Source organism: Chloroflexota bacterium (assembly GCA_013152435.1).
Classification (GTDB): Bacteria; Chloroflexota; Anaerolineae; order DUEN01; family DUEN01; genus DUEN01.
The window spans coordinates 38,248-62,411 of record JAADGJ010000003.1 but is presented as its reverse complement, the minus strand read 5'-3'; the positions used below and the strand labels follow the sequence as shown (position 1 = coordinate 62,411).

The 24,164-nt window shown below is 64.5% G+C and carries 22 protein-coding genes and 1 pseudogene; 9 read left to right on the top strand and 14 right to left on the bottom strand.

Going from position 1 to position 24,164, the window contains the following annotated elements; genetic code table 11:
• Nucleotides 1–164 precede the first annotated feature (164 nt).
• The 5 genes from GXP39_00315 to gyrA all read left to right on the top strand — a co-directional run bounded on the left by GXP39_00315 (nucleotide 165) and on the right by gyrA (nucleotide 5,475).
• Nucleotides 165–956, top strand: coding sequence for a DUF1868 domain-containing protein (locus tag GXP39_00315; GenBank protein NOZ26480.1), 792 nt, complete (start codon nucleotides 165–167; stop codon nucleotides 954–956).
• Nucleotides 957–977: 21 nt separating this feature from the next.
• Nucleotides 978–1,358 (top strand): nucleotidyltransferase domain-containing protein, encoded by a 381-nt coding sequence (locus GXP39_00310; GenBank protein ID NOZ26479.1) that lies wholly within the window; start codon nucleotides 978–980, stop codon nucleotides 1,356–1,358.
• Between the two features lie 11 nt (nucleotides 1,359–1,369).
• Entirely contained in the window at nucleotides 1,370–1,510 is a 141-nt protein-coding gene (locus GXP39_00305) for a hypothetical protein (protein NOZ26478.1), read from the top strand.
• 31 nt (nucleotides 1,511–1,541) lie between these two features.
• The gene (locus GXP39_00300) at nucleotides 1,542–2,300 is read left to right on the top strand and encodes a TIM barrel protein (protein NOZ26477.1); all 759 of its coding nucleotides are present in this window, start codon (nucleotides 1,542–1,544) and stop codon (nucleotides 2,298–2,300) included.
• A 106-nt stretch (nucleotides 2,301–2,406) separates the two neighbouring features.
• Nucleotides 2,407–5,475 (top strand): DNA gyrase subunit A, encoded by a 3,069-nt coding sequence (gyrA, locus tag GXP39_00295; GenBank protein ID NOZ26476.1) that lies wholly within the window; start codon nucleotides 2,407–2,409, stop codon nucleotides 5,473–5,475.
• A 122-nt stretch (nucleotides 5,476–5,597) separates the two neighbouring features.
• Here the strand turns inward: gyrA and GXP39_00290 are convergent, their stop codons facing one another.
• The 3 genes from GXP39_00290 to GXP39_00280 are packed head-to-tail and all read right to left on the bottom strand — an operon-like array spanning nucleotide 5,598 to nucleotide 8,094.
• The gene (locus tag GXP39_00290; GenBank protein ID NOZ26475.1) at nucleotides 5,598–5,870 is read right to left on the bottom strand and encodes a hypothetical protein; all 273 of its coding nucleotides are present in this window, start codon (nucleotides 5,868–5,870) and stop codon (nucleotides 5,598–5,600) included.
• A gap of 60 nt (nucleotides 5,871–5,930) precedes the next feature.
• Complete coding sequence (gene murJ, locus GXP39_00285; GenBank protein ID NOZ26474.1) at nucleotides 5,931–7,523, bottom strand: murein biosynthesis integral membrane protein MurJ; 1,593 nt, start codon at nucleotides 7,521–7,523, stop codon at nucleotides 5,931–5,933.
• On the bottom strand, nucleotides 7,516–8,094 hold the full coding sequence (locus GXP39_00280) for an adenylyltransferase/cytidyltransferase family protein (GenBank protein ID NOZ26473.1): 579 nt from the start codon (nucleotides 8,092–8,094) through the stop codon (nucleotides 7,516–7,518). The genes murJ and GXP39_00280 overlap by 8 nt, the downstream gene beginning before the upstream one ends.
• A gap of 56 nt (nucleotides 8,095–8,150) precedes the next feature.
• Here GXP39_00280 and GXP39_00275 point away from each other — a divergent pair, with 56 nt between their 5' ends.
• Together GXP39_00275 and GXP39_00270 are read left to right on the top strand one after the other, a co-directional pair.
• Nucleotides 8,151–8,414 (top strand): AbrB/MazE/SpoVT family DNA-binding domain-containing protein, encoded by a 264-nt coding sequence (locus GXP39_00275; protein ID NOZ26472.1) that lies wholly within the window; start codon nucleotides 8,151–8,153, stop codon nucleotides 8,412–8,414.
• A complete protein-coding gene (locus GXP39_00270) occupies nucleotides 8,398–8,859 on the top strand; it encodes a PIN domain-containing protein (protein ID NOZ26471.1) in 462 nt (153 codons plus the stop codon). Before GXP39_00275 ends, GXP39_00270 begins: the two co-directional genes overlap by 17 nt.
• A gap of 581 nt (nucleotides 8,860–9,440) precedes the next feature.
• On the opposite strand, the gene GXP39_00265 is transcribed toward GXP39_00270, so the two are convergent.
• The 6 genes from GXP39_00265 to GXP39_00240 form a co-directional block, all read right to left on the bottom strand.
• Nucleotides 9,441–11,198, bottom strand: coding sequence for an SWIM zinc finger domain-containing protein (locus GXP39_00265; GenBank protein ID NOZ26470.1), 1,758 nt, complete (start codon nucleotides 11,196–11,198; stop codon nucleotides 9,441–9,443).
• 483 nt (nucleotides 11,199–11,681) lie between these two features.
• Nucleotides 11,682–12,482: a glucose 1-dehydrogenase gene (locus GXP39_00260; protein ID NOZ26469.1), complete on the bottom strand. Its 801-nt coding sequence runs from the start codon at nucleotides 12,480–12,482 to the stop codon at nucleotides 11,682–11,684.
• Nucleotides 12,460–12,984, bottom strand: coding sequence for a GNAT family N-acetyltransferase (locus GXP39_00255; protein NOZ26468.1), 525 nt, complete (start codon nucleotides 12,982–12,984; stop codon nucleotides 12,460–12,462). Before GXP39_00255 ends, GXP39_00260 begins: the two co-directional genes overlap by 23 nt.
• Before the next feature lie 24 nt (nucleotides 12,985–13,008).
• Nucleotides 13,009–14,748, bottom strand: coding sequence for an ABC transporter ATP-binding protein (locus tag GXP39_00250; GenBank protein NOZ26467.1), 1,740 nt, complete (start codon nucleotides 14,746–14,748; stop codon nucleotides 13,009–13,011).
• 140 nt (nucleotides 14,749–14,888) lie between these two features.
• Nucleotides 14,889–16,676: an ABC transporter ATP-binding protein gene (locus GXP39_00245; protein ID NOZ26466.1), complete on the bottom strand. Its 1,788-nt coding sequence runs from the start codon at nucleotides 16,674–16,676 to the stop codon at nucleotides 14,889–14,891.
• A 136-nt stretch (nucleotides 16,677–16,812) separates the two neighbouring features.
• Complete coding sequence (locus GXP39_00240) at nucleotides 16,813–17,400, bottom strand: NUDIX hydrolase (protein ID NOZ26465.1); 588 nt, start codon at nucleotides 17,398–17,400, stop codon at nucleotides 16,813–16,815.
• 73 nt (nucleotides 17,401–17,473) lie between these two features.
• Here GXP39_00240 and GXP39_00235 point away from each other — a divergent pair, with 73 nt between their 5' ends.
• Nucleotides 17,474–18,490 carry a LysM peptidoglycan-binding domain-containing protein gene (locus GXP39_00235; GenBank protein ID NOZ26464.1) on the top strand — a complete coding sequence of 339 codons (1,017 nt, stop codon included), beginning with the start codon at nucleotides 17,474–17,476 and terminating at the stop codon, nucleotides 18,488–18,490.
• Nucleotides 18,491–18,569: 79 nt separating this feature from the next.
• Here the strand turns inward: GXP39_00235 and GXP39_00230 are convergent, their stop codons facing one another.
• Both GXP39_00230 and GXP39_00225 read right to left on the bottom strand, forming a co-directional pair.
• Complete coding sequence (locus GXP39_00230; protein NOZ26463.1) at nucleotides 18,570–19,676, bottom strand: PEP-CTERM sorting domain-containing protein; 1,107 nt, start codon at nucleotides 19,674–19,676, stop codon at nucleotides 18,570–18,572.
• Nucleotides 19,677–19,699: 23 nt separating this feature from the next.
• A complete protein-coding gene (locus tag GXP39_00225) occupies nucleotides 19,700–20,086 on the bottom strand; it encodes a hypothetical protein (protein NOZ26462.1) in 387 nt (128 codons plus the stop codon).
• 219 nt (nucleotides 20,087–20,305) lie between these two features.
• Between GXP39_00225 and GXP39_00220 the strand changes: the two genes are divergently transcribed.
• Nucleotides 20,306–20,833 (top strand): zinc-ribbon domain-containing protein, encoded by a 528-nt coding sequence (locus tag GXP39_00220; protein NOZ26461.1) that lies wholly within the window; start codon nucleotides 20,306–20,308, stop codon nucleotides 20,831–20,833.
• Nucleotides 20,834–21,123: 290 nt separating this feature from the next.
• Here the strand turns inward: GXP39_00220 and GXP39_00215 are convergent, their stop codons facing one another.
• The 3 genes and pseudogenes from GXP39_00215 to GXP39_00205 form a co-directional block, all read right to left on the bottom strand.
• A complete protein-coding gene (locus GXP39_00215; protein NOZ26460.1) occupies nucleotides 21,124–21,375 on the bottom strand; it encodes an SHOCT domain-containing protein in 252 nt (83 codons plus the stop codon).
• A gap of 12 nt (nucleotides 21,376–21,387) precedes the next feature.
• Nucleotides 21,388–22,636: pseudogene (locus GXP39_00210) on the bottom strand (HAMP domain-containing protein).
• Nucleotides 22,633–23,325, bottom strand: coding sequence for a response regulator transcription factor (locus GXP39_00205; protein NOZ26459.1), 693 nt, complete (start codon nucleotides 23,323–23,325; stop codon nucleotides 22,633–22,635). The pseudogene GXP39_00210 and the gene GXP39_00205 overlap by 4 nt, the downstream one beginning before the upstream one ends.
• Nucleotides 23,326–24,164 lie beyond the last annotated feature (839 nt).

The window sequence follows — 24,164 nt, the reverse complement described above, 5'->3', positions numbered from 1 at the left end:
GCGACAGCAGATGGCCCTGGAGGACGATCGGCCCGAGTGGGAGAAGGTGCGAGAGCTGGAGCGGGCCGAGCGTAAGCAGCGGCTGGGCGTGAGAAAGTAGATCCAAAACCCCGGGAGCTTCCTCGCTTTCGAAGCGGTCGCGGCATAAGCAGAGGAGATACATCGTGCCAGATCGGTCTTATCGTGAATATCAGGATGTCATCGCCCAAATGGTGAGCGATGAAGGAGTTCGTCAGGCGGCCGCGGGCGTCTACAACAGCGATCGGTTCCGGTGGGACGCGGAGAGGCGGCGCTGGCTGGCCACCCCCTGCCCGGGGTGCACGGTGATCACGCCGCCGTTCCTGGAGGAGACGGCCAACGTGGCCGCGTACGCCCGGCTGGGGGATATCCAACAGGCGCTCGTGCAGGGAGCCGGGGCGACCGTCCTGGCGCCGGTCCCTGTCTCCAGCTTCCATCTGACGGTGGCCGACTTGGTGTGGGGCGATACGTATCTTCGGCAGAGCGACCTGCCCGGCTACGAGGGGAGGTTGATCGCGGCGATCGCCGATATCTTCCAACGTAACGGGCGTTTGGCGGAGAAGCCGATCGCGGTCGTCCTGCGCGGCGTCACCGCGTTCGTGTCAGGCATCGTGGCTGTTGTCGATTTCCCAGATGAGGTGGACTACGTCCGGCTGTGCGCCCTGCGTGCCGCCATCTATGAGGACAAACGGCTGCAGGCGCTGGGCGTGTACCCGGCGGGGCCGTTCACCGGCCACATCACCCTGGCGTATGTGAGCGGCCTCGAGGGCGAGGAGGATCGCGAGCGGCTGGCGGACACGCTGATCGCGCTGAACCGGGAGTGGTTCGGACAGCCGATCCCCTTCTCCCTGGCCCGCGCGGAGTTTCGCCGATTCGCTGACATGGCCGCTTATCTGAGAGATCCAGGCTGGCCGGTCTTTCATTTCGCCGCAGGATAAACCTGCTTGTTCGGAAGTGCTATGCTCACAGCTTTAGAACTAACGCCAGAGGAGATAGAAGCATATCGAGAGGCGACTCGACGCCGTTGGGCGCATGAGCGCCAGGCTCTGGTTCGCCGACGGAGACGGGCCTGGGAGGCCGCTCGACGCGCCGCCCGTCTCTTGAAAGATCGGTTTGGAGCGACTCGAATTGTGGTGTTTGGCTCGCTGGTGCATGAAGAATGTTTCACCCCGTGGTCGGATGTGGACGTCGCGGCTTGGGGAATTCGTCCTGAGGATACGTTTCGGGCTATCGGCGCCGTTTTAGACATCGATGATGAGATCGAGGTAAATCTCGTGGATATGGGCGCTTGTCCGGAGTGGCTGCGGTCCGTGATCGAACGGGAGGGAGTGGATCTGTGAACGGGCGCTATGTGGCTAACGTTTACGCCTTTCAATTCGATCCGGGGCGTCTCCAAAGTTTGGTGGATCAATTGACACCGACGTTTGACCAGGTCCGACGTGAGCTGTTGGCATTTGCTGAGCTGCTGGAGCAGCTTGCGCAGCAAGAGTAAGGACTTCATTCATTAAAAAAGAGGAGTTCCCATGCCCAACATCCCCATCGCATTGCAGATGTACACCGTTCGTGACGTAGCAGAAAAGGATTTCACCGCCGCGCTGCGGCAGGTGGCGGAGATCGGGTACGCGGGCGTCGAGCTGGCGGGCACCTTCGGCCTGTCGGCCGCCGAGCTGAAAGCCATCTTGGAGGATCTGGGCTTGCGGGTGGCCGGGAGTCACATCGGCTTGAGCATGCTGGAGCAGGACCTGCCCGGCGTGATCGAGTACAACCGGGCCATCGGCAATCCGTTCATCATCCTGCCATCCGTGCCGGAAGATCGGCGGCGGACGCTGGACGACTGGCGTCGCCTGGCGGAGCTGTTCAACCGGATCGGCCGGGATGTGCAGCAGGCCGGGATGCAGTTCTGCTACCACAACCACGCCTTCGAGTTCGAGGCGTTTGACGGCAAGTTCGCCCTGGATTGGCTGTATGAGTTGACGGATCCGGACCTGGTCAAGGCGGAATTGGACGTCTACTGGGTCCGATATGCCGGACAGGACCCGACGGCTTACATTCGAAGGTATGCGGACCGGATGGCCCTGATCCATCTCAAGGACATGGAGCCTGGGGACGAGCGCTTCTTCGCCGAGGTGGGCGAGGGAGTCATCGAGTGGGCGCCCATCTTCGAGGCCTCCGAGGCGGCTCAGGTACATTGGTACGTGGTCGAACAGGATCGCTGTCGCCGCCCCTCCATGGAGAGCGCCCGGATCAGTTTTGAGAACCTGAGGAGGATGGGGAAAGCTTGATCTCTGATTCCCAATTCCTTACTTTCCAATTCCCTGATCTCGAATCCCCAATCCTCGATCTCCAACCATCTGATCCCCGGGACCGAAAACGGACGAGGGTAGAAGCATGAGCGCATCGATAGGGAATGTAAAGCAGATCGATATCGATCAGGAGATGCAGCAGGCGTACCTGGACTACGCCATGAGCGTCATCGTGGCCCGGGCGTTGCCCGACGTGCGCGATGGGCTGAAGCCGGTCCAGCGACGGATCCTGTACGCCATGCATGATATGGGGCTGACCCACGATAAGCCCTACAAGAAGTCCGCCCGCATCGTGGGCGAGGTCCTGGGCAAGTACCATCCCCACGGCGACACGGCCGTGTACGACGCGATGGTGCGCATGGCGCAGGACTTCTCCATGCGCTATCCGCTGGTGGACGGCCAGGGCAACTTCGGCTCCATCGACGGGGACAACGCCGCGGCCATGCGGTATACGGAGGCCCGGCTGGCGGAGATGGCCCGGGAGATGCTGGCCGACATCGAGAAGGACACGGTGGACTTCACCCCTAACTTCGATGGCAGCCTGCAGGAGCCGTCCGTCCTGCCCGCCCTGCTGCCCAACCTCCTGATTAACGGCTCCTCGGGGATCGCGGTGGGGATGGCGACCAACATCCCTCCCCACAACCTGGGCGAGGTGTGCGACGCCGTGGCTTACCTGATCGATCGGTACGATGAGGTGGATGAGGTCACGGTGGATGAGCTGATGCGCTTCATCCAAGGACCCGATTTCCCCACCGGCGGCATCGTCTATCGATACGGCCGTGATCCTTCGGCCATGAACGGGAACGGCGCCAAGGGGGAGGAGACGGACGTCATCGCGGCCGCGTATGCCCAGGGGCGGGGGCGCTTCGTGGTGCAGGCCAAGGCGCATATCGAGGAGATGAGCCGCAGCCGGCATCGCATTGTCGTCACCGAGCTGCCCTATCAGACGAACAAGACGCGCTTGATCGAGCGCATCGCCGAGCTGGTGCGAGAAGGGCGGCTGGAGGGGATCACGGACCTGCGCGACGAATCGGACCGCCAGGGCATGCGCATCGTGATCGAGCTGACCCGCACGGTGGAGCCACGCGATGTCCTGGCCCAGCTGTTCCGCCTGACCCCCATGCAGCAGACCTTCGGCGTCTCCCTGCTGGCCCTGGTGGATGGCGAGCCACGCCTCCTGTCCCTGAAGCGCATGTTGCAGCTTTACATCGAGCATCGGCGGGAGATCATCCGGCGCCGCTCCGAGCACGATTTGCAGCGCGCGAAGGATCGGGCGCATATCCTGGAGGGGTTGCTCATCGCGCTGGATCATCTCGACGAGGTCATCGCCACCATCCGCCGCTCGCCCGATGCGGAGACGGCTCGCGGCCGCCTGATGCGCAAGTTCAAACTCACCGAGATGCAGGCGCAGGCCATCCTGGATATGCAACTTCGTCGGCTGGCCCGGCTGGAGCGGAATCGCATTAAGGAGGAGTACAAAGAGAAGCTCAAGCTCATCGCCTACCTGGAGGATCTGCTGGCGCATCCGGCCAAGATCCTGGCGCTGATCCGGGAGGAGGTCGTCGAGCTTAAGAGGAAATACGGCGATCCCAGACGCACGCAGATCGTCGATCGCACCAAGGGCACGCTGACGGCCCGGGACCTGATCGAGGATCAGCCGGTGTGGGTGGCGATCCGCTCGGACGGCACGATCACCCGGGCGCCGGCCGGGCAGGTGACGAAGACCAATCTGCGTCAGGCGGCGAAGGGCGTAGACGTGGCGTTGCTGGCGACCAATACCCGCGATGAGCTGTTCCTGTTCACGGCCGATGGGCGTATGGCCCGCGTGGGCATCCATCGCATCCCGGAGAACGGCGGCGCTCACTGGGCGGACCTGTGCGATCTCGGCCGGCGGGACCGGGTCACGGCCGCGCTGGCGATGCCGCGCGTCGACGATCCCCCATCCGACGCCTACCTGGCGCTGGTCACGCGTCTGGGGCAGATCAAGCGGATCGCTCTGTCCGAGGTTCTGGCCGCCAATGGGATGCCTCCGGTGATGAACGTGGACGCGAACGACGGACTGGGCTGGGCTCGCATCATCCGGGATGGGGAGGAGGTTCTGCTGGTCACGCAGAAGGGGCAGGCGATCCGGTTCAAGATCGAGGAGGTACGCCCCACGGGTTTGCTGGCCGGCGGGGTGGGGGGCATCAAGCTCCAGAAGGGCGACCAGGTGATCGCCTTCGATGTGGTGAACGCCAAAGGGACCTTGCTGACGGTCACCGCCTCCGGATACGCCAAGCGGTCGAGCCTGACCGAATTCCCCACCCAGGGGAGATATGGCCTCGGCGTGATCGCTCATAAGACCACGGGCAAGACCGGCCTGATCGTGGGCGCGGCCGTGGTGGGCCGGGGACATGGCCCGCTGGCGGCCGTCACCGAGCGGGGCACGGTGAAGCCGCTGGCCCCTCGCGATGCGCCCGAGATGGGGCGTAACACGCAGGGTAAGAGCGTGCTCTCCCTGGCCCAGGGGGATGTGGTGAAGGCGCTGATGCGCCTGGAGGGGGTCGACGGGATCGTCGAGGAGCCGCCGCCGAAGCCGCGCACCCGGAAGCGAAGCGCTGCATCGAAGGCGAAGGCGGAGCCGGCGGCCAAGGCGGAGACGAAGGCCAAGAGCACCTCGCGCCGCCGATCGACGTCCACCAAGGCGAAGGCGGAGGCGAGTTCGAAGGCGAAGGCATCGACGAAGTCGAGCTCGACGCGATCCCGGGCCAAGAAGGCGATCGCTCAGAGCGAGACGGGGAAGGCCCGGAGCTCATCGAGTTCATCCCGACGACGGACCTCAGCCAAGAAGGCGGAGGCCGCATCGGCGGAGAAGAAGGGCACGGCCAAGACGACGCGACGCCGAACTGCGGAGTCATCCAGCGCGAAGGTAGAGAAGACGACGCGACGAGCGAGCAAGAAGACGACGGCCTCGAAGTCGAAGACCTCCGCCAGCGCCGAAAAGAAGACATCGACCCGCACGAGGAAGAAAGAGGCGAAGGCAGAGACGAAGCCGAAGCCCGCGGAGAAGCCTCAGGCGGAATCGGCGGAGAAATCCAAGGCGAAGACGCAGCGTACCGGTCGACGCAAGCCTATGGTGGTCACCTCGGTGCCGCTATCCCAGCGGAAAGGATGACCGCTCTGCGGAAATCAAACGGCCGCGAGAATCCCGATCGCGGCCGTATCATTTCCCCATTCAGTTCATCGGCGGGGCGACGGGATGCTTCCCTTCGCGCCGCCGAATGTATTTCCCCGGATCTACGTCAGGAAGTAAGCCAGCACGACAAGCAGGATCATCAGCGCGATGGCCAGTGTGAACAGGCGGCGCAGATCCTGGATGACGTAGTGGTACTCCTTCGCAAAGTCCACCGTCGCCGTGGACGCCGTCGCGGCGGCCTTCGGCGGCGCGGCCTGCGCGGCGGTGGCGCTGGCTGCGGGCGCGCCCGCCGGCTTCTGCTGACTCGACGCTCGTCGCTTGCTGTATCGCTGTGGCCGGGCTGCCTTGCGTGCCTTCCGTGATCGCTTGGCCATGGAGATCCTCCGCATGGGTGATGAACGATGTCGTCATTATATAGCAGAGGTCGATCCCGGTCAATCGCGACGCAGCCGGCGGGTCGCCATCTCCCACATCATCTTCGTCTCCTCCAGCCGTAGGAGCAGGGTGGTCAGCCCGTAGACGGCCACTGCCGCCAGCCCCCCCATCGCCACGATGGCGAAATCCCCCAACAGCGTCCCGGCCGGCAGGGTCGCCTCCAGCCTGTTCACCAGTTGCCACACCATCAGGCCCATCACCAGGGCGGCTCCCGCCGATCGCGTGGCGACCCGGACGACTCCCTGATTCCCGAGGCCGCCTATCCGGCGGTGCAGCAGGATGAGCATGATGGTGACGTGGGCCGCGTGTTTGGCCGAGTCGGCCAGCACGAGCCCCAGGTATCCCAACGGCTGGAGCAGGATCAGCGCGACGACCAGATACACGCCCACGGAGGCCACGCCCACGCTGGCCGGCGTCAGCGTGTCCTGTTGGGCGTAGAAGGCGTAGTTCAAAGGCCAGTCGACGGCGGCGAAGATCAGGCCGAGCAGGTAGAATCGCAGCGCGGCCACCACGGCGGCGGTATCCTCGGGCCGGAAGGCGCCGTGTTCGAAGATGAGCCGCACGATGGGAGTCGCCAGCACCCACAGCCCAACCGTGGCGGGCAGGATCAGATAGAGCAGCAGGCGCAGCGCTCGGCCCAGCGTCTGCCGATAGCCGTCCCAGTCCGCCGCGACGGCCAGCTGGGAGAGGGAGGGCAGCGAGGCGATGGAGATCGCTACGGCCACCAGACCATGCGGGAACTGGATCAGGGTGGTCGCGTTCTGCATCCAGGCCACGCTGTTGGGCCCCGTGCGGGAGGCCAGGTTCCCATCGATGGTGACCTGGATCTGGCTGATGATCATCCCGGCCCCGATGGGGAGATAGAGCCGGATGATGCGGCGCAGCGCGGGATGGCGCCAGTCCCATAGGAATTGCAGGCGGGCGTCGCGCAGCCCCAGCGTTTGGATCGCCAGTTGGCCGAGGGAGCCCAGCAGCACGCCCAGGGACAGGCTGTACACGTCCAGCCGGCCGGACAGGAGGATCACCGTGATCACGATGCCCAGGTTGAACACGGCGGCGCTGAAGGCGGGGAAGGTGAACCGTTTCAGCGCGTAGAGGACGCCCATCAAAATGCCGGCCATGCCGAAGAAGAACACGGCGGGCGCCAGGATTCGCAGCGATCGGGTGAGCACCTCCAGCAACGGGGCGTCGAACCCGCCGCCCAGGAGCCAGGCGACCTGCGGAGCGAACAGCTCCAGGATGAGCACGAACAGCGCCAGCGAGACGCCCAGGACGCTGATCAGCACCGACGCGGCCGGCCAGAGCTCGCGGCGTCGCTCGGGGCGGGCGTAGTCGCTGAGCACCGGCACCAGCGCCGCGCTGAGCATGCCGCCGATGAGCAGATCGTAGGTCATGAGGGGGACCCGGCTGGCCAGTCGGAACGCGCTCACCGGCCCCGTCGCCCCGAACAGGTCGGCGATCAGCGTCTCCCGCACCAGGCCGAGCACCCGGCTGGCCACGCTGCCCAGCGCCAGGATACTCGCCGAGCGGGCGATCTCCCCCGTCGCCGCGGGCTGAGAGGAACTCGCCGGCGCGCTGGCCAGCTCACTCACCGGCCTCGCTCCCGGACGTCATGTGCTGGATGATCCGCTGGACGAGCGCGGTGGTGGAGTAGCCGGGGAGGTAGGGGAGATAGCGGACGGCGGCGCCGACGGCCTGAGCGGCCTCCAGCTCCGGCGGGCGCTTGCCGCCCGGTTGCCCCCAGTCGCCCCCCTTGGCGTAAATATCGGGGCGTAGCGCCCGCACCAATGCGATGGCGGTGTCCTCCTCGAAGATGACGGCCAGATCCACGGAGGCCAGCGCGGCCACCAGGGCCGCGCGCTCCGTCGCGGGGACCAGGGGGCGGCCGGGCCCTTTCAGGCGGCGCACGCTGGCGTCCCCGTTGATGCCTACGATCAGCGCGTCACCCAGCGCCCGCGCCCGGGCCAGGTAATCCACATGTCCCATGTGCAGCAGGTCGAAGCAGCCGTTGGTCAGGACGACCGTCTTTCCGCGCCAGTCCTCTCGCCGCTCGATGGCCTCGGTCAGCGTCACCACGTCGCCCACGGTTGGCACCTCCGGGCGGCATTGTACCCGATGGGACGAGGGGAGGCAATTGAGAGATAGTATCCAGTCGGTTGACATGCAGCCCGACTTCCGATATACTGCTTTTCTGATAGACGGATTTACGGAGGTGCATCGTGACGGATACGATGGTGTTGCGGATCTCGAGTCGCGGGGTGGTGACTCTCCCGAAGTCCTTGCGTCAGGCTTATCATCTGCGCCCTGGTGATATGCTGACGTTGCTCGACTTGGGGGGCGTGTTCGTGCTCAGCCCGCGTCGTTCAGAGGTCGATGCGCTGGCCGATCGCATCACCCAGGCTCTTATCGAGCGTGGTGAAACCCTAGAGGGCATGTTACAGGCCTTGCGGGAGGAGCGCGAGCGATATGCCGACCAGGGTTAACGTCTTCCTCGACACGAGTGCTCTCTTCGCGGGCATTTGGTCCGCCGAGGGAGGCGCTCGCATGATCCTGAAGTTGGGCGAGGCCGAGGCTATCCGCCTGTTGGTCAGTTCCCAGGTGCTGGAAGAGATGGAGAGGGCCCTGCGTCGGAAGGCGCCCGCTTTGTTGGGCTTGTTAGCGATGCTGCTGGATCGCGGTCGAGTGGAGGTGGTCCCTTCACCTACGCCTCAGCGGGTGGAGGAGAGTCAGGCACTCATGGGACATCCAGGCGATGCTCAGGTACTGGCGGCGGCTTGGGACGCTCATACGGACTACTTCGTCACACTGGATCGGGAGCATTTCTTGGAGAACACCGCCTTGCAGGAGGCCATCCCGTTCCCAATGGGCACTCCGGGCGATTTTCTGGCCTGGTATCGGACGTATCTCTCCAAGAGGGCCGCGGACTAGTTAGAATGTGTTTGAGAAAGGCCGTCTAAGCTGTTGTTAAGCCTCAAAGATACCAAAGAACTTGGTTTTTGATAGGGGCATGGCGGCGCCGTGCCCCATTGGTATCGACTTAAGCGATATGGAAGCGTGGCTCTGCATCTCTGGGGTGGCCCGGAGGGGCGTCAGCTCCTCCGAAGAACTCTATTTTCAGCCCCTCGCCTGCCCCGTGGGGCCGGAGGCCACCGGCCGAAGCCCCAACCAGGCGGGGAAAAGACGAGAAAAAGAGTTTTCCTGCGGAGGGGAAGCCCCTCCGCACCTCCCCTTTCAGGTGCGACCGCCCGCGGAGGGAAAAGGCGACAGGTGGGGGCCTCGCCCATGCTGTTCAGTTGATGCGAATAGGGCACGGTGTCGCCGTGTCCCTTACTGATAGACAGATGTTCCGGCGATGATGAATTCTCGGACTTAGGATTGCTCATATCGCCGAAGCGGGGGAAGCCGCTGGTCAGACAACGCCCATACATGCTTGAGGAATCGGCTCTGCGGCGGATCGGGGCAGGGTGTCGAGGTCCGGACGCTCTCGTTCCCTCATGGTCCGCCAAACCTTACCGCCGCAGGATTTCCAACATTCCCATCAGTTTATGCTTACGCTGATGACGACGGATGAGTTGCTCCAGGTAATCTCGCCACTCCTCCTCGCGGCCAGCGGCCTGATAAGCCGCCTGGGCCTTCTCCAGCCAGTGTACGGCGTGGTGATAGTACCGGGACCTTCCCTCCTCGATGATGGGTTCCGCCTGCTGGAGGCAGGCGCGAATGGCCCAGTCAGGGCGGCTCTTGACGGCCGCGTTCACCACCCGTTCGATCACCGCGTAGTTTGCGCTCTTCTCCACCGCGGCGATGGCGTCGTCGATCAGTCCCTCTTGCAGGAAGATATCCACCTGGGCTTCTGAGTAACCCGGGACCTGGCGCAAGTGAGCTAGCAGCTCCGCACGCAGCTCTGGCCAGTGCTCGCTGGCCAGCTCCTGGATCGCCTGGTAATCGGCTTGGCTGGGGCTCTCCCGGAAGGCGATCAGCGCGGCGTCGAGTGCCCGCTCGGTTTCCCCGACGCTTGTGGCGAGGTCGCGCAGCCAGCGCGCCAGTGGTGCTTTCTTCCCTTGCAAGGTGAGGCCATGCTCCGCGATGCGCAGAGCTTCTTTTATGGCGCCCCGTTTTCGCAATGCCTGGGCCAGGGCCAGTGCTTCCCCGGCCGTCGATAAGTATTGCAGCCCTTCCTCTACCGCTTCCTGTATCTGCCCTAGTTGCGCCAGCATGGCCAGACCGAGTTCTATCTGGCCCTCCGCCTTGGCCAGATAGATGTACTCCTGGTGACGTCCCTGGCGGGCCAACACGTTGAGCCGGGCGATGGCCAGTTCGTCGGCGTACCAGGGCGCCTCTCCCTCCCAGGCCCCCAGTTTGGTGATCTCCCCCTGCAGCACGCGCTGGAGAGGAGGATAGTCCCAGCCTTGCAGCGCGGCCGCCTGAGCCGCGTCAAAGACCGCCTCCATGCCGTAATCATCCAGCTCGTCTTGCCACCTCGTCAGCTGATCGGCCCACTTTTTGCGCTCCTGGGGGCTCAGATCAGCGGTCAGCAGGGCCTCGATCCAGGCGGGCCCCAGGTCGTAGAAGAAGCCGCTGGCTTCACCGTTGGAATCATCCAGCATCGTCCAGTCCTTCGTGTATGCCTCGGTGATAGCCTCCAGGATGACCAGGGCACTGTGGCCGTCCCCTGCCTCGATGAAGGACCACGCCTGATCCAGGACTCGGCGTACTTGGTTTACTACCTCGCCGACATGCCAGTACGCTTCAGAGGGGCGCATATAGTCCAGGCTGTGCAAGATGGCGCGGACCTGACGGCGGAAGGCCTCCGGGTTCAGCGGGGTACGGCGCTGGCGTGGCCTGTCCTGGGAAGCCTCCCACTCCGCCTGGGCTCGGAGGCTTTGCACATGTGCTTCGACAAGGTCTACGAGCTCTGGCCGCTGTTCAGCCAGCTCCAATATCAAGGCCTGCAGCTGGTCACGGTCCAGGTCGGCCAGCAGGGTTTTGAGGGATGGTCGCTCCTCGATTGCCTCCGGCGCGTGGATACAGGTCAGCAGCGTGGCTACGATGTGCTTGCACCAGCCGCCCCAGTCGTATGGACAGCTACAGGCGGCATCCAGGATGCCGCCCGCGTCGAAAGTGATGCGCACCTGATAGGGCAGATACTGGCTGCCCTCCACCTCGGCCAGGAGCTGTTGCCCGCGGCGGATCACCGAGAGCACCGCGCCCTGCTCGTAGTAGTCTAGGCCGCGCTCGTAGGATTGAGGGGAGGCATATTCGTGGATCATGGCCTCAGTTAGTTGAGGCAGAGAACTTCTCCCATGTGCACTTCGAGTCATCGCTCATTGCTCTGTCATGGCGGGTGCAACGCACTTCCAAAGTGCGTTGCACCGCTTATCGTTCCCAGGTATTCAAAGCGTGTCTGAAAATTTACCGGCAAGATGTCTGAGATGTCTCCCTCAACGGTCAGCTCCACAGGGGGAGGTGTGGAGGGGACCTCCCCTCCATGGAAACCCCACTTTTCCGGCCTGTACCTGCCTTTCTCGACCCTTCCCGAAGGACTCGGGCCGAGGCCGGGCAGGTCAAAGGCAAAAGAAGAGCTTTTTCCGGAGGAGCGGAGCCCCTCCGAGCCTCTCCACAGCGGAAGCAACGGCATTCCTCAGGCACACTCTCAGGATAGGTCTTTAGTCCCTCTGGTAACTGTCTCTCGGCCGGGCGATCCGCTGCAAAAGGCACGAGCCCGTCTCCGACATCTGGCCCTCTCTCCCGTTTCAGTTGCGCGAATCGGGCGAGCGGGGCGGTTGCCCGCCTAGGATGGCCGTGATCCCGCCGTCCACGTAGATGGTCTGCCCGGTGATGTATTCCGCCGCCTGGCTGCACAGGAACAACACCGCGGCGGCCACGTCGATCGGCTGCCCCACCCGGCCCCAGGGGATCGGCTTGCCCCACGCCTCCGGGTCGTACGTCGGGTCCTCCCAAAACCGCTCCACCTCGATGGCGCCAGGGCTGATGTTGTTGACCGTGATCCGATACGGCGCCAGCTCCTGCGCCATGCCCATGGTGAGCAGCTTCAGCCCGCCCTTGGTGGCCGCGTAGTGGGTGAATCGGGGCACTGTGCGCGCCCCATGCACCGATCCGATGTAGATGATCCGGCCGCCTTCCCCCTGGCGCACCATCACCCGGGCGGCCGCCTGGCCGCAGAGGAAGGCCCCCTTTAAGTTGACGCCGTGGGTGATGTCCCATACCTCCTCCGTCAGCTCCAGGAATGGGGCGGGCATGGTGACGCCCGAGTTGTTCACCAGGATGTCCAACCGGCCGAACTCGGCCACGACGGCGTCCACCATGGCGTTCACCTGGGCCGACTGGGACACATCCGCCTGCACGGTCATGGCGCGGCCGCCCGCCTGCCGGATACCTTCCGCCACTTCCTCGGCTCCCTCCGCGCTGCGGTGGTAGTGCGCGGCGACCCAGGCGCCCGCCTCCCCCAGGGCTCGCGCCAGTCCCGTTCCGATCCCACGTCCCGTCCCCGTGACGAGCGCGACCTTGCCCTCAAGATTCACGTGCAGATCCATGTTCTTCCTCCGATCGGTCGGATCCCTCCGGCGATAGCCTGGCCCTCATGCGGTAGTACCACAGCCCATCATCCCCCAGAAACGTGCCGTATCGGACGAAACCGCGCTTCTGGTAGAGGCGCCACGCCCTCTCGTTGTCCGTCACTACCGTCAGGATCACCGTCGCCAGCCCACGGGCCCTTGCCTCGGCCATCACCCGGTCCATCAACGTGCTTCCCAGGCCCTTGCCCTGATACGCATCGGCGACGGCGAGCCCGAACGTGGGCTCCGGGGATTTCAGGTCCCACAGGAAGCACCAGCCGATGATCTCCCCTTCGGCCAGCGCGATCAGGTCGAACTTCTCGTCCGCCTCCGGGCGGTTGGCACGAGCGACCTCCCGACAGATCTCCGGCGTGGTCTTCGGCCCTAGCGGACGAAACATCCGCTTCGACTCCTCGCTGAGCCCGTTGTAGAATCGCGCCAGCGCCTCGGCATCCTGTGGGGTCAGCCGTCGTATCTCCATCTCGATCCCCGCAAAACGCCCGGTTTAGCCCTTCTGTCGCTGGGTCTGGAGGCGTGAGCAACCGTTGTCACCCGATCGCTCGGCCAGCGGCACGGTCATGAACCCCATTGTGTACAAACGGTAATAGGCACCTCGCCTGGCTAGAAGCTCCTCGTGGGTGCCCTTCTCCACGATGCGGCCGTGCTCCAGCACCACGATCTGGTCGGCCCGCACGATGGTGCTCAGCCGGTGGGCGATCACGAAGGCGGTCCGCCCCTTCAGCAGCCGCTTCATGGCCTCCTGGATCAGCCGCTCGGTCTGCGTGTCGATGCTGGAGGTCGCCTCGTCCAGAATGAGGATGCGCGGGTCGGCCAGCAAGGCCCGGGCGAAGGCGATCAGCTGTCGCTGCCCGACGGAGAGGATGGCGCCGCCTTCCTCCACCTGGGTGTAGTAGCCGCTGGGCAGGCGCTCGATGAACTCGTGAGCCCCGATCGCCTTGGCCGCCTCAATGACCTCCTCGTCGGTGGCGTCCAGACGGCCATAGCGGATGTTGTCCATCACCGACCCGCGGAACAGGAACGTCTCCTGGAGCACGATACCCATCTGGCGTCGCAGGGAGGCCAGATCCACATCCCGGATGTCGTATCCATCGATCAGGATCCGCCCGGAGTCGATCTCGTAAAAGCGGCCCAACAGCGAGACCAGGCTGCTCTTGCCCGCGCCGGTGGCCCCGACGAAGGCCACCATCTGGCCGGGCCGGACGTGGAGGTTGATATCCTGCAGGACGGGCACCCCTTCCTCGTAGGAGAAGGAGACATGATCGAAGATCACCTCGCCCCGGATGGGGGGGAGCTCGATGGCGCCGGGCTTGCTCTGGATCTCGGGCGGTCGATCGAGCAAGTTGAAGATGCGCTCGCCGGCGGCCATGGCCACCTGTAGCGTGTTGTAGCGCTGCGCCAGGTCGCGAATGGGGTTGAAGAACCGGTCGATGTAGAGGATGAACGCCACGAGCACGCCGGGCGTGATCTGCTCGCCCAGGACGGCCGAGCCGCCGAAGCCGATGGCCAGCGCGATGGCCATGGAGCCCAGGAAGTCCACGCCTGGGAAGAAGATGGCGGACAGTCGGGCGGCCCGGAGCTGCGCGTCCAGGTAGTTGTGGTTCACCTCCTCCACGAAGCGCTTCAGATTCAGCGCCTCCCGGGTGAACGCCTGGACCACGCGCACGCCCTGGATGTTCTCCTGCAGGTAGCCCAGCAGGCGGCCGTTATAGTAACGGACCCGCCGCCAGTTGTCCCGGGCGCGTACCCGCCAGATGGCGGTGATGAGGAACATCACCGGCAGGACGGTGAAGGTGATCATGGAGAGGTAAGCGTTCAGGGAGACCATGGCGATGATGATGCCGGCCAGCATGAACAGGTCGGCGGCCGTTCCCACGATGGCCCAGGTCACCAGGTCCTGCAACCGGTTCACGTCGGAGGTCACCCGGGACATGAGCACGCCCACGTCCGCCCGATCGAAGAAGCTGAGCGATTGCCGCTGCAGGTGCTCGAAGAGTTGCTTGCGGATCTGATAGATGCTCATCTGGCCGGCCTCGGCCACGACGGCGACCTGGGCGGCGCGGGCCAGCCAGGCGACGATGTTGACGCCCACGTAGGCGGCCACCAGCCAGCGCAGGAGCGGAAGGTTCCCCTTGGCGATAGCATTGTCCAGGGCGAACTTGATCAGATAGGGGCCGGCGAGGGTGGCGCCGGTGACCATGCCCATCAGCAGCAGCGCCAGCACCATCTGTCGCCAGTACGGCTTCACATACCCCAGCAGCCGGCGGGCGATCCGGCTATCGTACTGCTTGTGTTGCAGATGCTCCGGGATCTCGAAGTCCAGCTCCTGGGCCTCGCGTGGTCCGAATAGCCGCCTCAGCCATGCCTTCACCGTGTCCTCCCTCCCCGGGCGGGCTGTGCGGTGCGGGCGACCGCCGCCGCGGCCTCTTCCTGATCCCGTAGCTGCAGATCGTAGATCTCCCGGTAGGGGCCTGGCTCGCGCAGCAGCTCCTCGTGCGTGCCCCGCTGCACGATGCGGCCGTGGTCCAGCACCAGGATCTGATCCGCGTTCTTCACCGTGGTCAGCCGCTGCGCGATGACGAAGGAAGTGCGCCCTTTCATCAGCGTCGTCAGGGCCTGCTGGATCTTGTACTCCGTCTCCGTGTCCACGCTGGAGGTCGAGTCGTCCAGGACGAGGATGCGTGGGTTCACCAACAGCGCCCGGGCGATGGCAATCCGCTGGCGCTGTCCGCCCGACAGGGTGATGCCGCGCTCGCCCACCTCCGTATCGTATCCCTTAGGGAAGGACATGATGAACTCGTGGGCATGGGCGGCCTTGGCCGCCGCGATCACCTCCTCCTCGGTAGCATCGGGGCGGCCGTAAGCGATGTTCTCCCGGATGGTGGTGGCGAAGAGCAGCGTATCCTGAAGCACCAGGCCGATCTGGCGGCGCAGCGATTTCAAGGTGACCTTGCGCACGTCGTAGCCGTCGATGGTGACGCGGCCGGCCGTCACATCGTAGAAGCGTGGGATCAGGTTGATCAGCGTGCTCTTGCCGGAGCCCGTGTGCCCCACCAGCGCGATGATCTCCCCCGGCCGGGCGTGAAAATGGATATCCCGGAGCGCCGGGTACTTGTCATCTGGGTATTGAAAATCGACGTGCTCGAACCGCACGTGTCCCTCGACGGGGGGCAGCTCTATCGCGTCCGGGGCGTCGTGGATCTCCGGCGGGGTATCCAGCACCTCGAAGATGCGATCGCCGGCGGCCAGCGCCTCGGCCGTCAGATTGACGATGAACCCCAGCCGCTGTACCGGCATGGCCAGCATGAGGACGTATCCGTTGATGGCGACCAGGGTGCCCAGGGTGACGTCCCCCCGGGCGACCATGGGGCCGCCGAACCACAGGATGAGCGCCGTGCTGCACGAGATGAGGAACATCATGAAGGGGAAGTTCGTGCCCCAGAAGCGGATGGCGCGCAGCCGCAACTTCATGTATTCCCGGTTCGTCTCGTCGAACTTTCGCATCTCGAAGGGCTCACGGGCGAAGGCGCGCACGACTTGGGCTCCGGTGAGGTTCTCCTGCAGCACGCTGCTCACCTCGGCGAACTGTTGCTGCACCTGGCGCCACAGGGGGCGCATGTGACGGGCGAAGTAGAGCACGAAGACGGCCAGGAAGGGGATTGGGATAAGGGCGATGAGCGCCAGGCGCCAGTTCATGCGCAGCAGGATGGCGATGATGCCGAACAGGAGCAGCAGGATGTTGAGCGCGTCCAGCAGGCCCATCCCAACGAAGCGTTGCACCGAGTTGACATCCTCGGCTGTGCGCGACATGAGTTGCCCGGTCTGTGAGCGGGTGTGAAACGAGAAGCTGAGACGCTGGATGTGGTCGTAAAGCTGGTTGCGTATGTCGTATGCGACCCACTGTGATAGCGCCTGTACGCCGTAGCGCTGTCCGAAGGAGAAAATCGTCCTGACCAGGCTGATCCCGACGACGATGAGCGCTGCGTGGATCAGGTATCGGTGCTCGCCCCGGGTCAGGCCGATGTCGATGACCTGCTTGATCAGCCAGGGGATGATCAGGTTCAACCCGGTGACGGCCATGAGGCAGAAGTACGTGAGTATCAATCGCCTACGGTGGGGCCTCAGGTAGGCGATCAATCGAATCAGCGTCTCCATGGCTCCCCTTGTCCTATCGCGGCAGGGAGTGCTCCCCGCATGGAAGTGCGAAGGGCACCCGATGGCGCCCGCGCGGGCATGATAGCATCGTCTCCGGGGAGCGTCAACTGATTGTGCGAAAGCGAAGGATTTCGGCTCAGACCGGATATCCGCGATCACGCAGGAGATCCAGCGCCATGAAGATATTCGCGATGCTGGCCAGGCCGCTGATCTCGCCTGCGTGGGCCATTGCGGAGACCTTTGTTATGGGGAACAGGCTCACCTCGATCTGCTCGGTTGGGTCCAGATGTTGCGTTCCGTCTCCCGTAACGCCGAGGGCCAGGAACAGGTGAGCCTGGGTGGTGCCTCGGTTGCTGTCGATGGTCGGGCTGCCCAGGTGATGCCATTCGCCACCGTGGAAGCCCGCTTCCTCGGCCAGCTCCCGTTGTGCGCAGGCCAGGGGATCTTCGTCGTCGCTGTCCAGGTATCCGGACGGCAGGTCGTAGGCCAGCCGGCGGAGGCCATGCTTGTATTGGCGGACCAGGGGGACGTGGCCATCGTCCGTGACGGCGAAGACCATGGCGTATGGGCGGGCCTCGGCCAGCAGGTAGCCATCGATTCGATAGCCGGAGGGGAGGAGCACGTCCTCCTCCCACAATGTGAGCCATGGCCGGCGGTCGAGCAGGAGCTGCCGTCGCAGCGTCTTCCATTGGAAATCTGGGATGTGATCTGGATTACTTGACATAGGGTCGCACCTTCAGTAGAGTAGGATGGGCTTGTGTAATCGGATGGACATCATCCCCCGCACGGAGGTCGTCATGCGCTCTGTTGCCCCTCTCGTCTTAGGATTCCTCCTGGTGTTGGCGCTGGCATGGACGCCGATCGCGGGCGTGCAAGCCCAGGATGGAGTCCATGTCGTGCAGCCGGGGGAGACCCTCTCCACGATCGCGCAGCGCTATGGCGTCGACGTAGAGGATATCGTGCGGGCCAACCGCTTGGCAAATCCGAACGCCATCTATGTAGGGCAGAAGCTTCGTATCCCCAGCACTACCGGGGAAGAGGCCTCCTCTGATAACGCACCCGGGGTTCACATCGTTCAACCGGGCGAGACCCTGTCCTCCATTGCGGCGCAGTACGGGGTGACCGTTCAGGAGATCGCGGATGCGTCGGGGATCGCCGTTAGCGCTATCCTGCGGGTGGGGCAGCGGCTGACGATCCCGGGGCAGGCCCCCGCGGCGGAGTCCCCGGAGACGCAGCCTGCCGCTCCGGAGCCGGAGCTGGAGCCTCAGGTGTACGTGGTCCGGTCGGGGGACACGCTGGAGGGGATCGCCCGCCAATTCGGGACCTCCGTGGCTTCGCTGGCGCGGGCGAACAACCTGAGCAGCCCGTCGTTGATCTTCCCCGGGAGGCGATTGATCATCCCCAAGTCGAAGGTGGCTCAGCCCTATGGTGGTGGCAAACGGGTGGAGGTGAGCATCTCCCGCCAGCGATGCTACGTATATGACGGCGATACGTTGCTGTACGAGTGGGTATGCTCCACGGGACGGCGTAGCTCGCCCACGAAGCCGGGCACCTATTACGTGCAGAGCAAGATGCGCAAGGCATATGGGTCGGCCTGGAACATCTGGATGCCGTACTGGTTGGGGGTGTATTGGGCGGGTGGCACGGAGAACGGGTTTCATGGGCTGCCGTGGAACGCCACCACCGGCCTGGAGACGTGGTCGGGGCTGGTGGGAACGCCCATCACTTTTGGGTGTATCATGTTGAGCGATGAGAACGCCAGGATGCTATGGAACATGGCGTACATCGGGATGCCCGTCATCATCGACTATTGAAGGCGGAACGCTTATACGAGATGGAATGGCGACGCCCCGGCCACATGGCCGGGGCGTTTTCGTTCGGCCGTTGCGCCCGTTACCGCCGGGGGCGCCGGGCGGCGAGGGCAGCCAGCCCCGTCAGCCCGCTGGCCAGCAGGGCCAGTGTAGTGGGCTCGGGGATCTCCACCGGCGGCGACTCGGGCACCGGCGTGGGGGTGCTCTCCCAGGCGGGCGTGTAGCTCGGCGTGGGAACGGGCGAGGTGCTGGTGGGGGTGGGCGTGTATGTCGCGGTGGCCGGCGTGCCGGTCGCCGTGGGTATGGGCGTGTAAGTCGGCGTCGCGGTGGGCGGCAGGCGGGTCGTTATGGGCGTTGGTGTATTCGCAGGCGTCGTGGGTGAGGCGGTCGCCGTGGTGGTGGGCGTACCCGTCGTGGTTGCGGGGGGTGTTCCCGTTGTCACCGCCGTCGTAGTCGCGGTGGGGGTGCTCGTCGGGATGGGAGTGGGCGTGTCCGTCGCGATCGGCGTGTTCGTCCAGGTGGGCGTGGGAGTTGGCGTCGCCGTGTAGCAGATCAGCACGGGCGTGGGCGTGTTCTGGGGCGTCGGCGTGTATGTGGGCGTGGGCGTGGATTGTTGAAGCCCAAATGCCGTCTGATCGTTGAACTCGCAGGCGGCTAACGTCCAGGTGTAGGACGTGGCGGTCGTCGCCTGATAACCCTGGGGGACATCGATCCATACGGTGTACGTGCCGCCCGGCACCAGGAAGCCCCAGAAGCCGCTGGGCGTGTTGGACGTCTTGGAGCGCCCGTCGCTCAAGTGGACGGTCACGCCGCCGATGCCCGGCTCATGGAAGCGGTCGCGGACGCCGTCGCCGTTGATGTCATAGAACACGAACCCCACCAGGGAGGCGAATCCGCCCGGCGGACAGGGGGTGGGCGTCGCCGTGGGGGTGGAGGGCGTGGGCGGCGGGACGTACGGCGTGGGTGTGGGCGTCGGCGTGTCCGTGGGCGGGGGCGGCAGCGTCGGGGTGGGCGTCGCCGTGAAGCAGACGAGCGGCGGCGTCTCCTGCGGGTTGGGGGCCGCCAGGGAGGTCTCGGCGGCCGCGAGATGGGGCACGCTCAAGAGCAGGATGATCGCGAGGGCGATCAGGATCAGGCCGAGGTTCCAGGTGCGTACGGATATCAGGCGTCGACGTGGCTTCCAGTGCATCGGCAATCTCCCTAACTGGGGTGTTAAGCGGGTGATCCCGGAGCAAGGTCCTCTGCATCGGGCTCGACGAAGGTCAGGTCGAAGGCCACACGTTTATGATCCAGGAGCTTTTCCCCTTTCTCGGTGAGGATCAGCTCTGCGGTATATCGGCCGCCGGGTTGCGGCGCGCGGCGGAGGTGCAGGGTGAGCGAGACGTAGGGGTCGCGCCATTCGACCAGATACATGCTGGTCGCCACCTCCCCGTCGGGATCGTGCACGATCACTTCCAGATTAGGTGGGGTGGTGAATGGGGAGAGCTCTGCCCGCAGCCAGAGCTTGGTCAGGTCTGGATAGGGGTAGAGCCGCGCCCTCCGGATGTGCACGGATTGGGCGGCCGATGGTGTGGATGAGGCACTTGACTCGTCGAGCATGGTCTTCTCTTTACGAAGGATTCGATCGGGATGAGGCGCAGCATCCTACAACTATATTATACTGCAAACTTTTCCGGTTGCCCAACGCGGTGAGGGCGGTCGTGCATCCATTCCTCCCGCGCATGATTTTTGACAGCCCCGGGCTTGTGTGGATAATGTGTGAACGGGTGTTCATGGAATGATGCCTGGCATGGCCAGATTTCTGGAAAGGAGTGGTGGATGGGATCGCGTTCAGGTTCAGCGGCCACCGGCGGCGCGGCCGCGTTTTGCACGCAATGTGGTGCTAAGATAAAGCCGGGGGCCCGGTTTTGCACATCGTGCGGCGCCCCGGTTCGATCGGCTAGGTCCTCAAAGTCGCGCAAGCGCTCCTCTCAGCGGAGCCGGGCGCGCCGGGTGCAACGCCGTTGGTATATGACGCCCAGGACCTGGGCGTGGGTGGGCGGCGTTGTGGTGGTGTTGGTCGTGGCCCTGGTCTTCTTCAGTTTGAATCGAAGTGCGCCGACCAGTTCCGACTTGCCCGATTATCACGATGAGAGCGGCATCCCCTATCCTGATGTGCCCCGTATCTCCCTGGCGGAGGCCAAAGCCCGGTACGATGCCGGGGCGGCGTTGTTCGTAGATGTGCGCAGTCAGGAGGAGTATCGCACGGCCCACATCCCTGGGGCGGTCTCGCTGCCTTTGACGGAGCTGGACGAGCGTTATCAGGAGTTGCCTCGGGACGCGGAGATCATCACTTACTGTACCTGACCGAACGAGGAATCCAGCGCCCGTGCGGCGCTTATCCTCATGAACAAGGGATACAAGAACGTCAAAGCGATCCGGGGTGGCCTTCGCGTCTGGGAGGAGGCCGGATATCCGGTGGAGAGCGGGCCATAAGCGGTCGCTGGCCTTTAAGACGGCAAGAGAGGCAACGCCTGGCGTTGCCTCTCTTCGTTTGCGCTTGTCCGTGCGCTTCTAAGCGGGTGGAGCTTCCATGCTTCATCCGCTGTTATGGCGACCGTGGCCCCGTTAAATCCCCCTTCGCATTCCGGGGGTGGCTACGCCTCCAGGGCCTGGCGCATTTGTTCGTATTCCGCCTTGCTGATCTCGCCGCGGGCGTATCGTCGTCTCAAGACCTCCAGCGGGGTCTCCGCTGTGCTTGTGCGCGACGTGGCCCTTTCTGGCGACGCCGTGTTGGTGATCCGGGGGAAAAGCCCGCCTACCAGCCAGACCACCAGGCCGATTACCACCACCCAAAGGAACAGCATGAAAATCAATCCGAAGCCGCCTAGGCCGAATCCCATCATCATGTTCCGCCTCCTTTACACTCTCTTGCAGTGTCCCGCCGTGGCCCGTTTCGGGGCCGGGCGGGATATCTTTCTCAGGTCAGTTCCATTGTATCCGACCGTCGTGACGGGCTCTTGAAGGAAGTGTAAAGGTTTGATGAATGAGGGATCAGGCGGCGCGAGGGAGGGTGAAGGTGAAGGTGCTGCCGCGACCGGGCCCGGGGCTCTCCGCCTGGATACGCCCGCCATGGGCCTCGATCAGATGTTTGGCGATGGTCAGGCCGATCCCACTGCCGCCGCCGGCGCGGGACCGGGACTTGTCCACGCGGTAGAAGCGCTCGAAGATGTGGGGCAGATGCTCGGCTGGGATGCCGATGCCCGTGTCCTGCACGGCGATGGTCACCTCCCGGTGATCCGCGCGGCCGCGCACGGTGACGCGGCCGCCGGAGGGGGTGTACTGCAGGGCGTTTCCCAGCAGGTTGATCAACACCTGAGTGATGCGGCCGGGGTCGACCCATACCTGTGGAAGGTCTGGGGGGAGATCCAGGACGAGTTCGACGCCCTTGTCCTGAAATTGCGGCTGCAGGCGCTCGGCTGCGGAGCGCACCAGATCGGTCAGGGAGACGAGGCGAAGGTCCAGGGGGATCTGCCCGGCCTCGGCGCGGGAGAGCTCCTCCAGGTCGTGGACCAGGCGCTGGAGTCGGGCGACCTCCCGCAGGACGTTCTGGAACGTGGCGGGCTCCGGCGGCAGTACGCCGTCCATCAGCCCTTCCATAATACTCCGGATGCTGCTCAGCGGGGTACGCAGCTCATGAGCCACGTTCCCGATGAGCTCCAGCCTCCGTTGCTCCGTGCGCTCCAGGGTCTCGGCCATCTGGTTGAAGGCTTGCGCCAGGGCCCCCAGTTCGTCCTCGCTGGTGACCTGCACGCGCTCCCGGTACTCGCCGGCGGCGATGCGCTGGCTGGCCTCCATCATGGCCCGGACCGGCTGCACGATTCGGTGGGCGGTGAACATGCTCACCAGCAACGCCGCCAGCGTGGCCATCATGGCGGCCACCGCCAGGACTTCGTTAACGGCAGCCATGAAGTTCTCGTGCAGGTCGGCCGCCAGAGCCGGGTCGTCGCCCAGGACCTCTTGCATCCGGGCGATGTGGCGTGCCAGCGCGGCCGGCGCATGGAATTCGGCCGTGCTGGCCAGCACCACCACGCCGACAGCCACGATGACCAGGTGGGAGAGGAAGAGCTTCCAGCTCAGTCGCTGGTGCAATGCCGTCCGTATCCTCATGCGGGTTCCCCCTCGAACCGGTATCCGATGCCTCGGGCGGTGATGATCCATGTGGGATGCGCCGGATCGTCCTCGATCTTCTTGCGGATGCGCCCGATGTGGACATCTACCACGCGCTCGTCGCCGTAATAATCGTATCCCCAGACGTGTTCGATGAGCTGCTCCCGGCTGAGCACCCGGCCACGATGGCGCGCCAACGCCAACAGGATGTCGAATTCGATGGGGGTCAGTTCCACGGGGCGGTCGTCCTTCCAGACCTGGCGCGCCTCCGGATCGATGCGCAGGCGGTGAAAGTTCAACGGGGCCTCGTCCTGGCCGACGCCGCGCCCGCGGCGCAGGATCGCCTTGACCCGGGCGACCAGCTCTCGGGGGCTGAAAGGTTTGGTCAGGTAATCGTCGGCTCCCATGGTGAGGCCCACGATCTTGTCCGTCTCATCGGCCTTGGCCGTCAGCATGAGGACGTAGACGTTGGACTCCTGGCGGAGGCGCCGAAGCACCTCGATCCCGTCCAGGCCAGGCAGCATGATGTCGAGCACGATGAGGTCCGGCCGGTATGCCCGGGCGGCTTTCAGGGCGGAGAGCCCGTCGGCGGCGGTGTAGACGGTAAAGCCCTCCTGTTGCAGGTACGCCTGGACGACGCTGAGGATGTTGGGTTCATCGTCCACTACGAGCACGGTTGCCTTCGACATCGATCCTCCTCTCCTCATGTTCAAGCGGCCTCTCGGTTTGCATCATACCATTGGGGGGCGAGCGCGTCCAGCTTTCTCGGCGTCCTCAGGAAAAGGATCTTTAGGGGCGCCCCTTGTGGGCGCCTGAGGCAGCCACAAGGACTGCCTCTACAAGATCTAAAGTAATGTCCGAGCTCCTAGAGGCGTATTGGGTAGGGGGGCAACGCCGTTGCGTCCCTTGGGTATCAACTTAAGCCCCACGAGGGCATGCTTCCACGTTCCCAGGGAGGCTCAAGGGGGCACAGCCCCTTTATAGAGTCATATCCCGAGTCTTTGCACCTGTCCATGCGTGCTCCAAGCGGACAACAGTCCGCTCTGTGTCGCCGGACTGTTGTCCGGCGGGAGCTTAGGCTATAGGCCAGAGCCCCTGCCTCAGCCGGGCAAGGCAAGATTGAGAAGAGTCCTTCCGTTGATGCGAATGGGGGTGACCCGTTGATCGCCCCATTGGTATCAGATTAAGCGATATGGAAGCGTGGTCCCGCATCTCTGGGGTGGCTCGGAGGGGCGGCAGCCCCTCCGAAGAGATCTATTTTCAGCTCCTCACCTGCCCCGTGGGGCCGAAGGCCGCCGGCCAAAGCCCCAGCCGGGCAGGTGAAAGGCGAGAAAAGGCGTTTTTCTGCGGAGGGGCTTCCCCTCCGCGCTTTCCCTTTCAGGTGCGGCCGCCTGTGGAGGGAAAAAGCGACAGGCGGGGGCCTCGCCCATGCTGTTCAGTGGATGCGAATAGGGCGCAATGCCGTTGCGCCCCTACAACGCCCTTTCCCAAGTGAGGCGAGGCTGGTTTGAGGTGCCCGGGGAGAGTC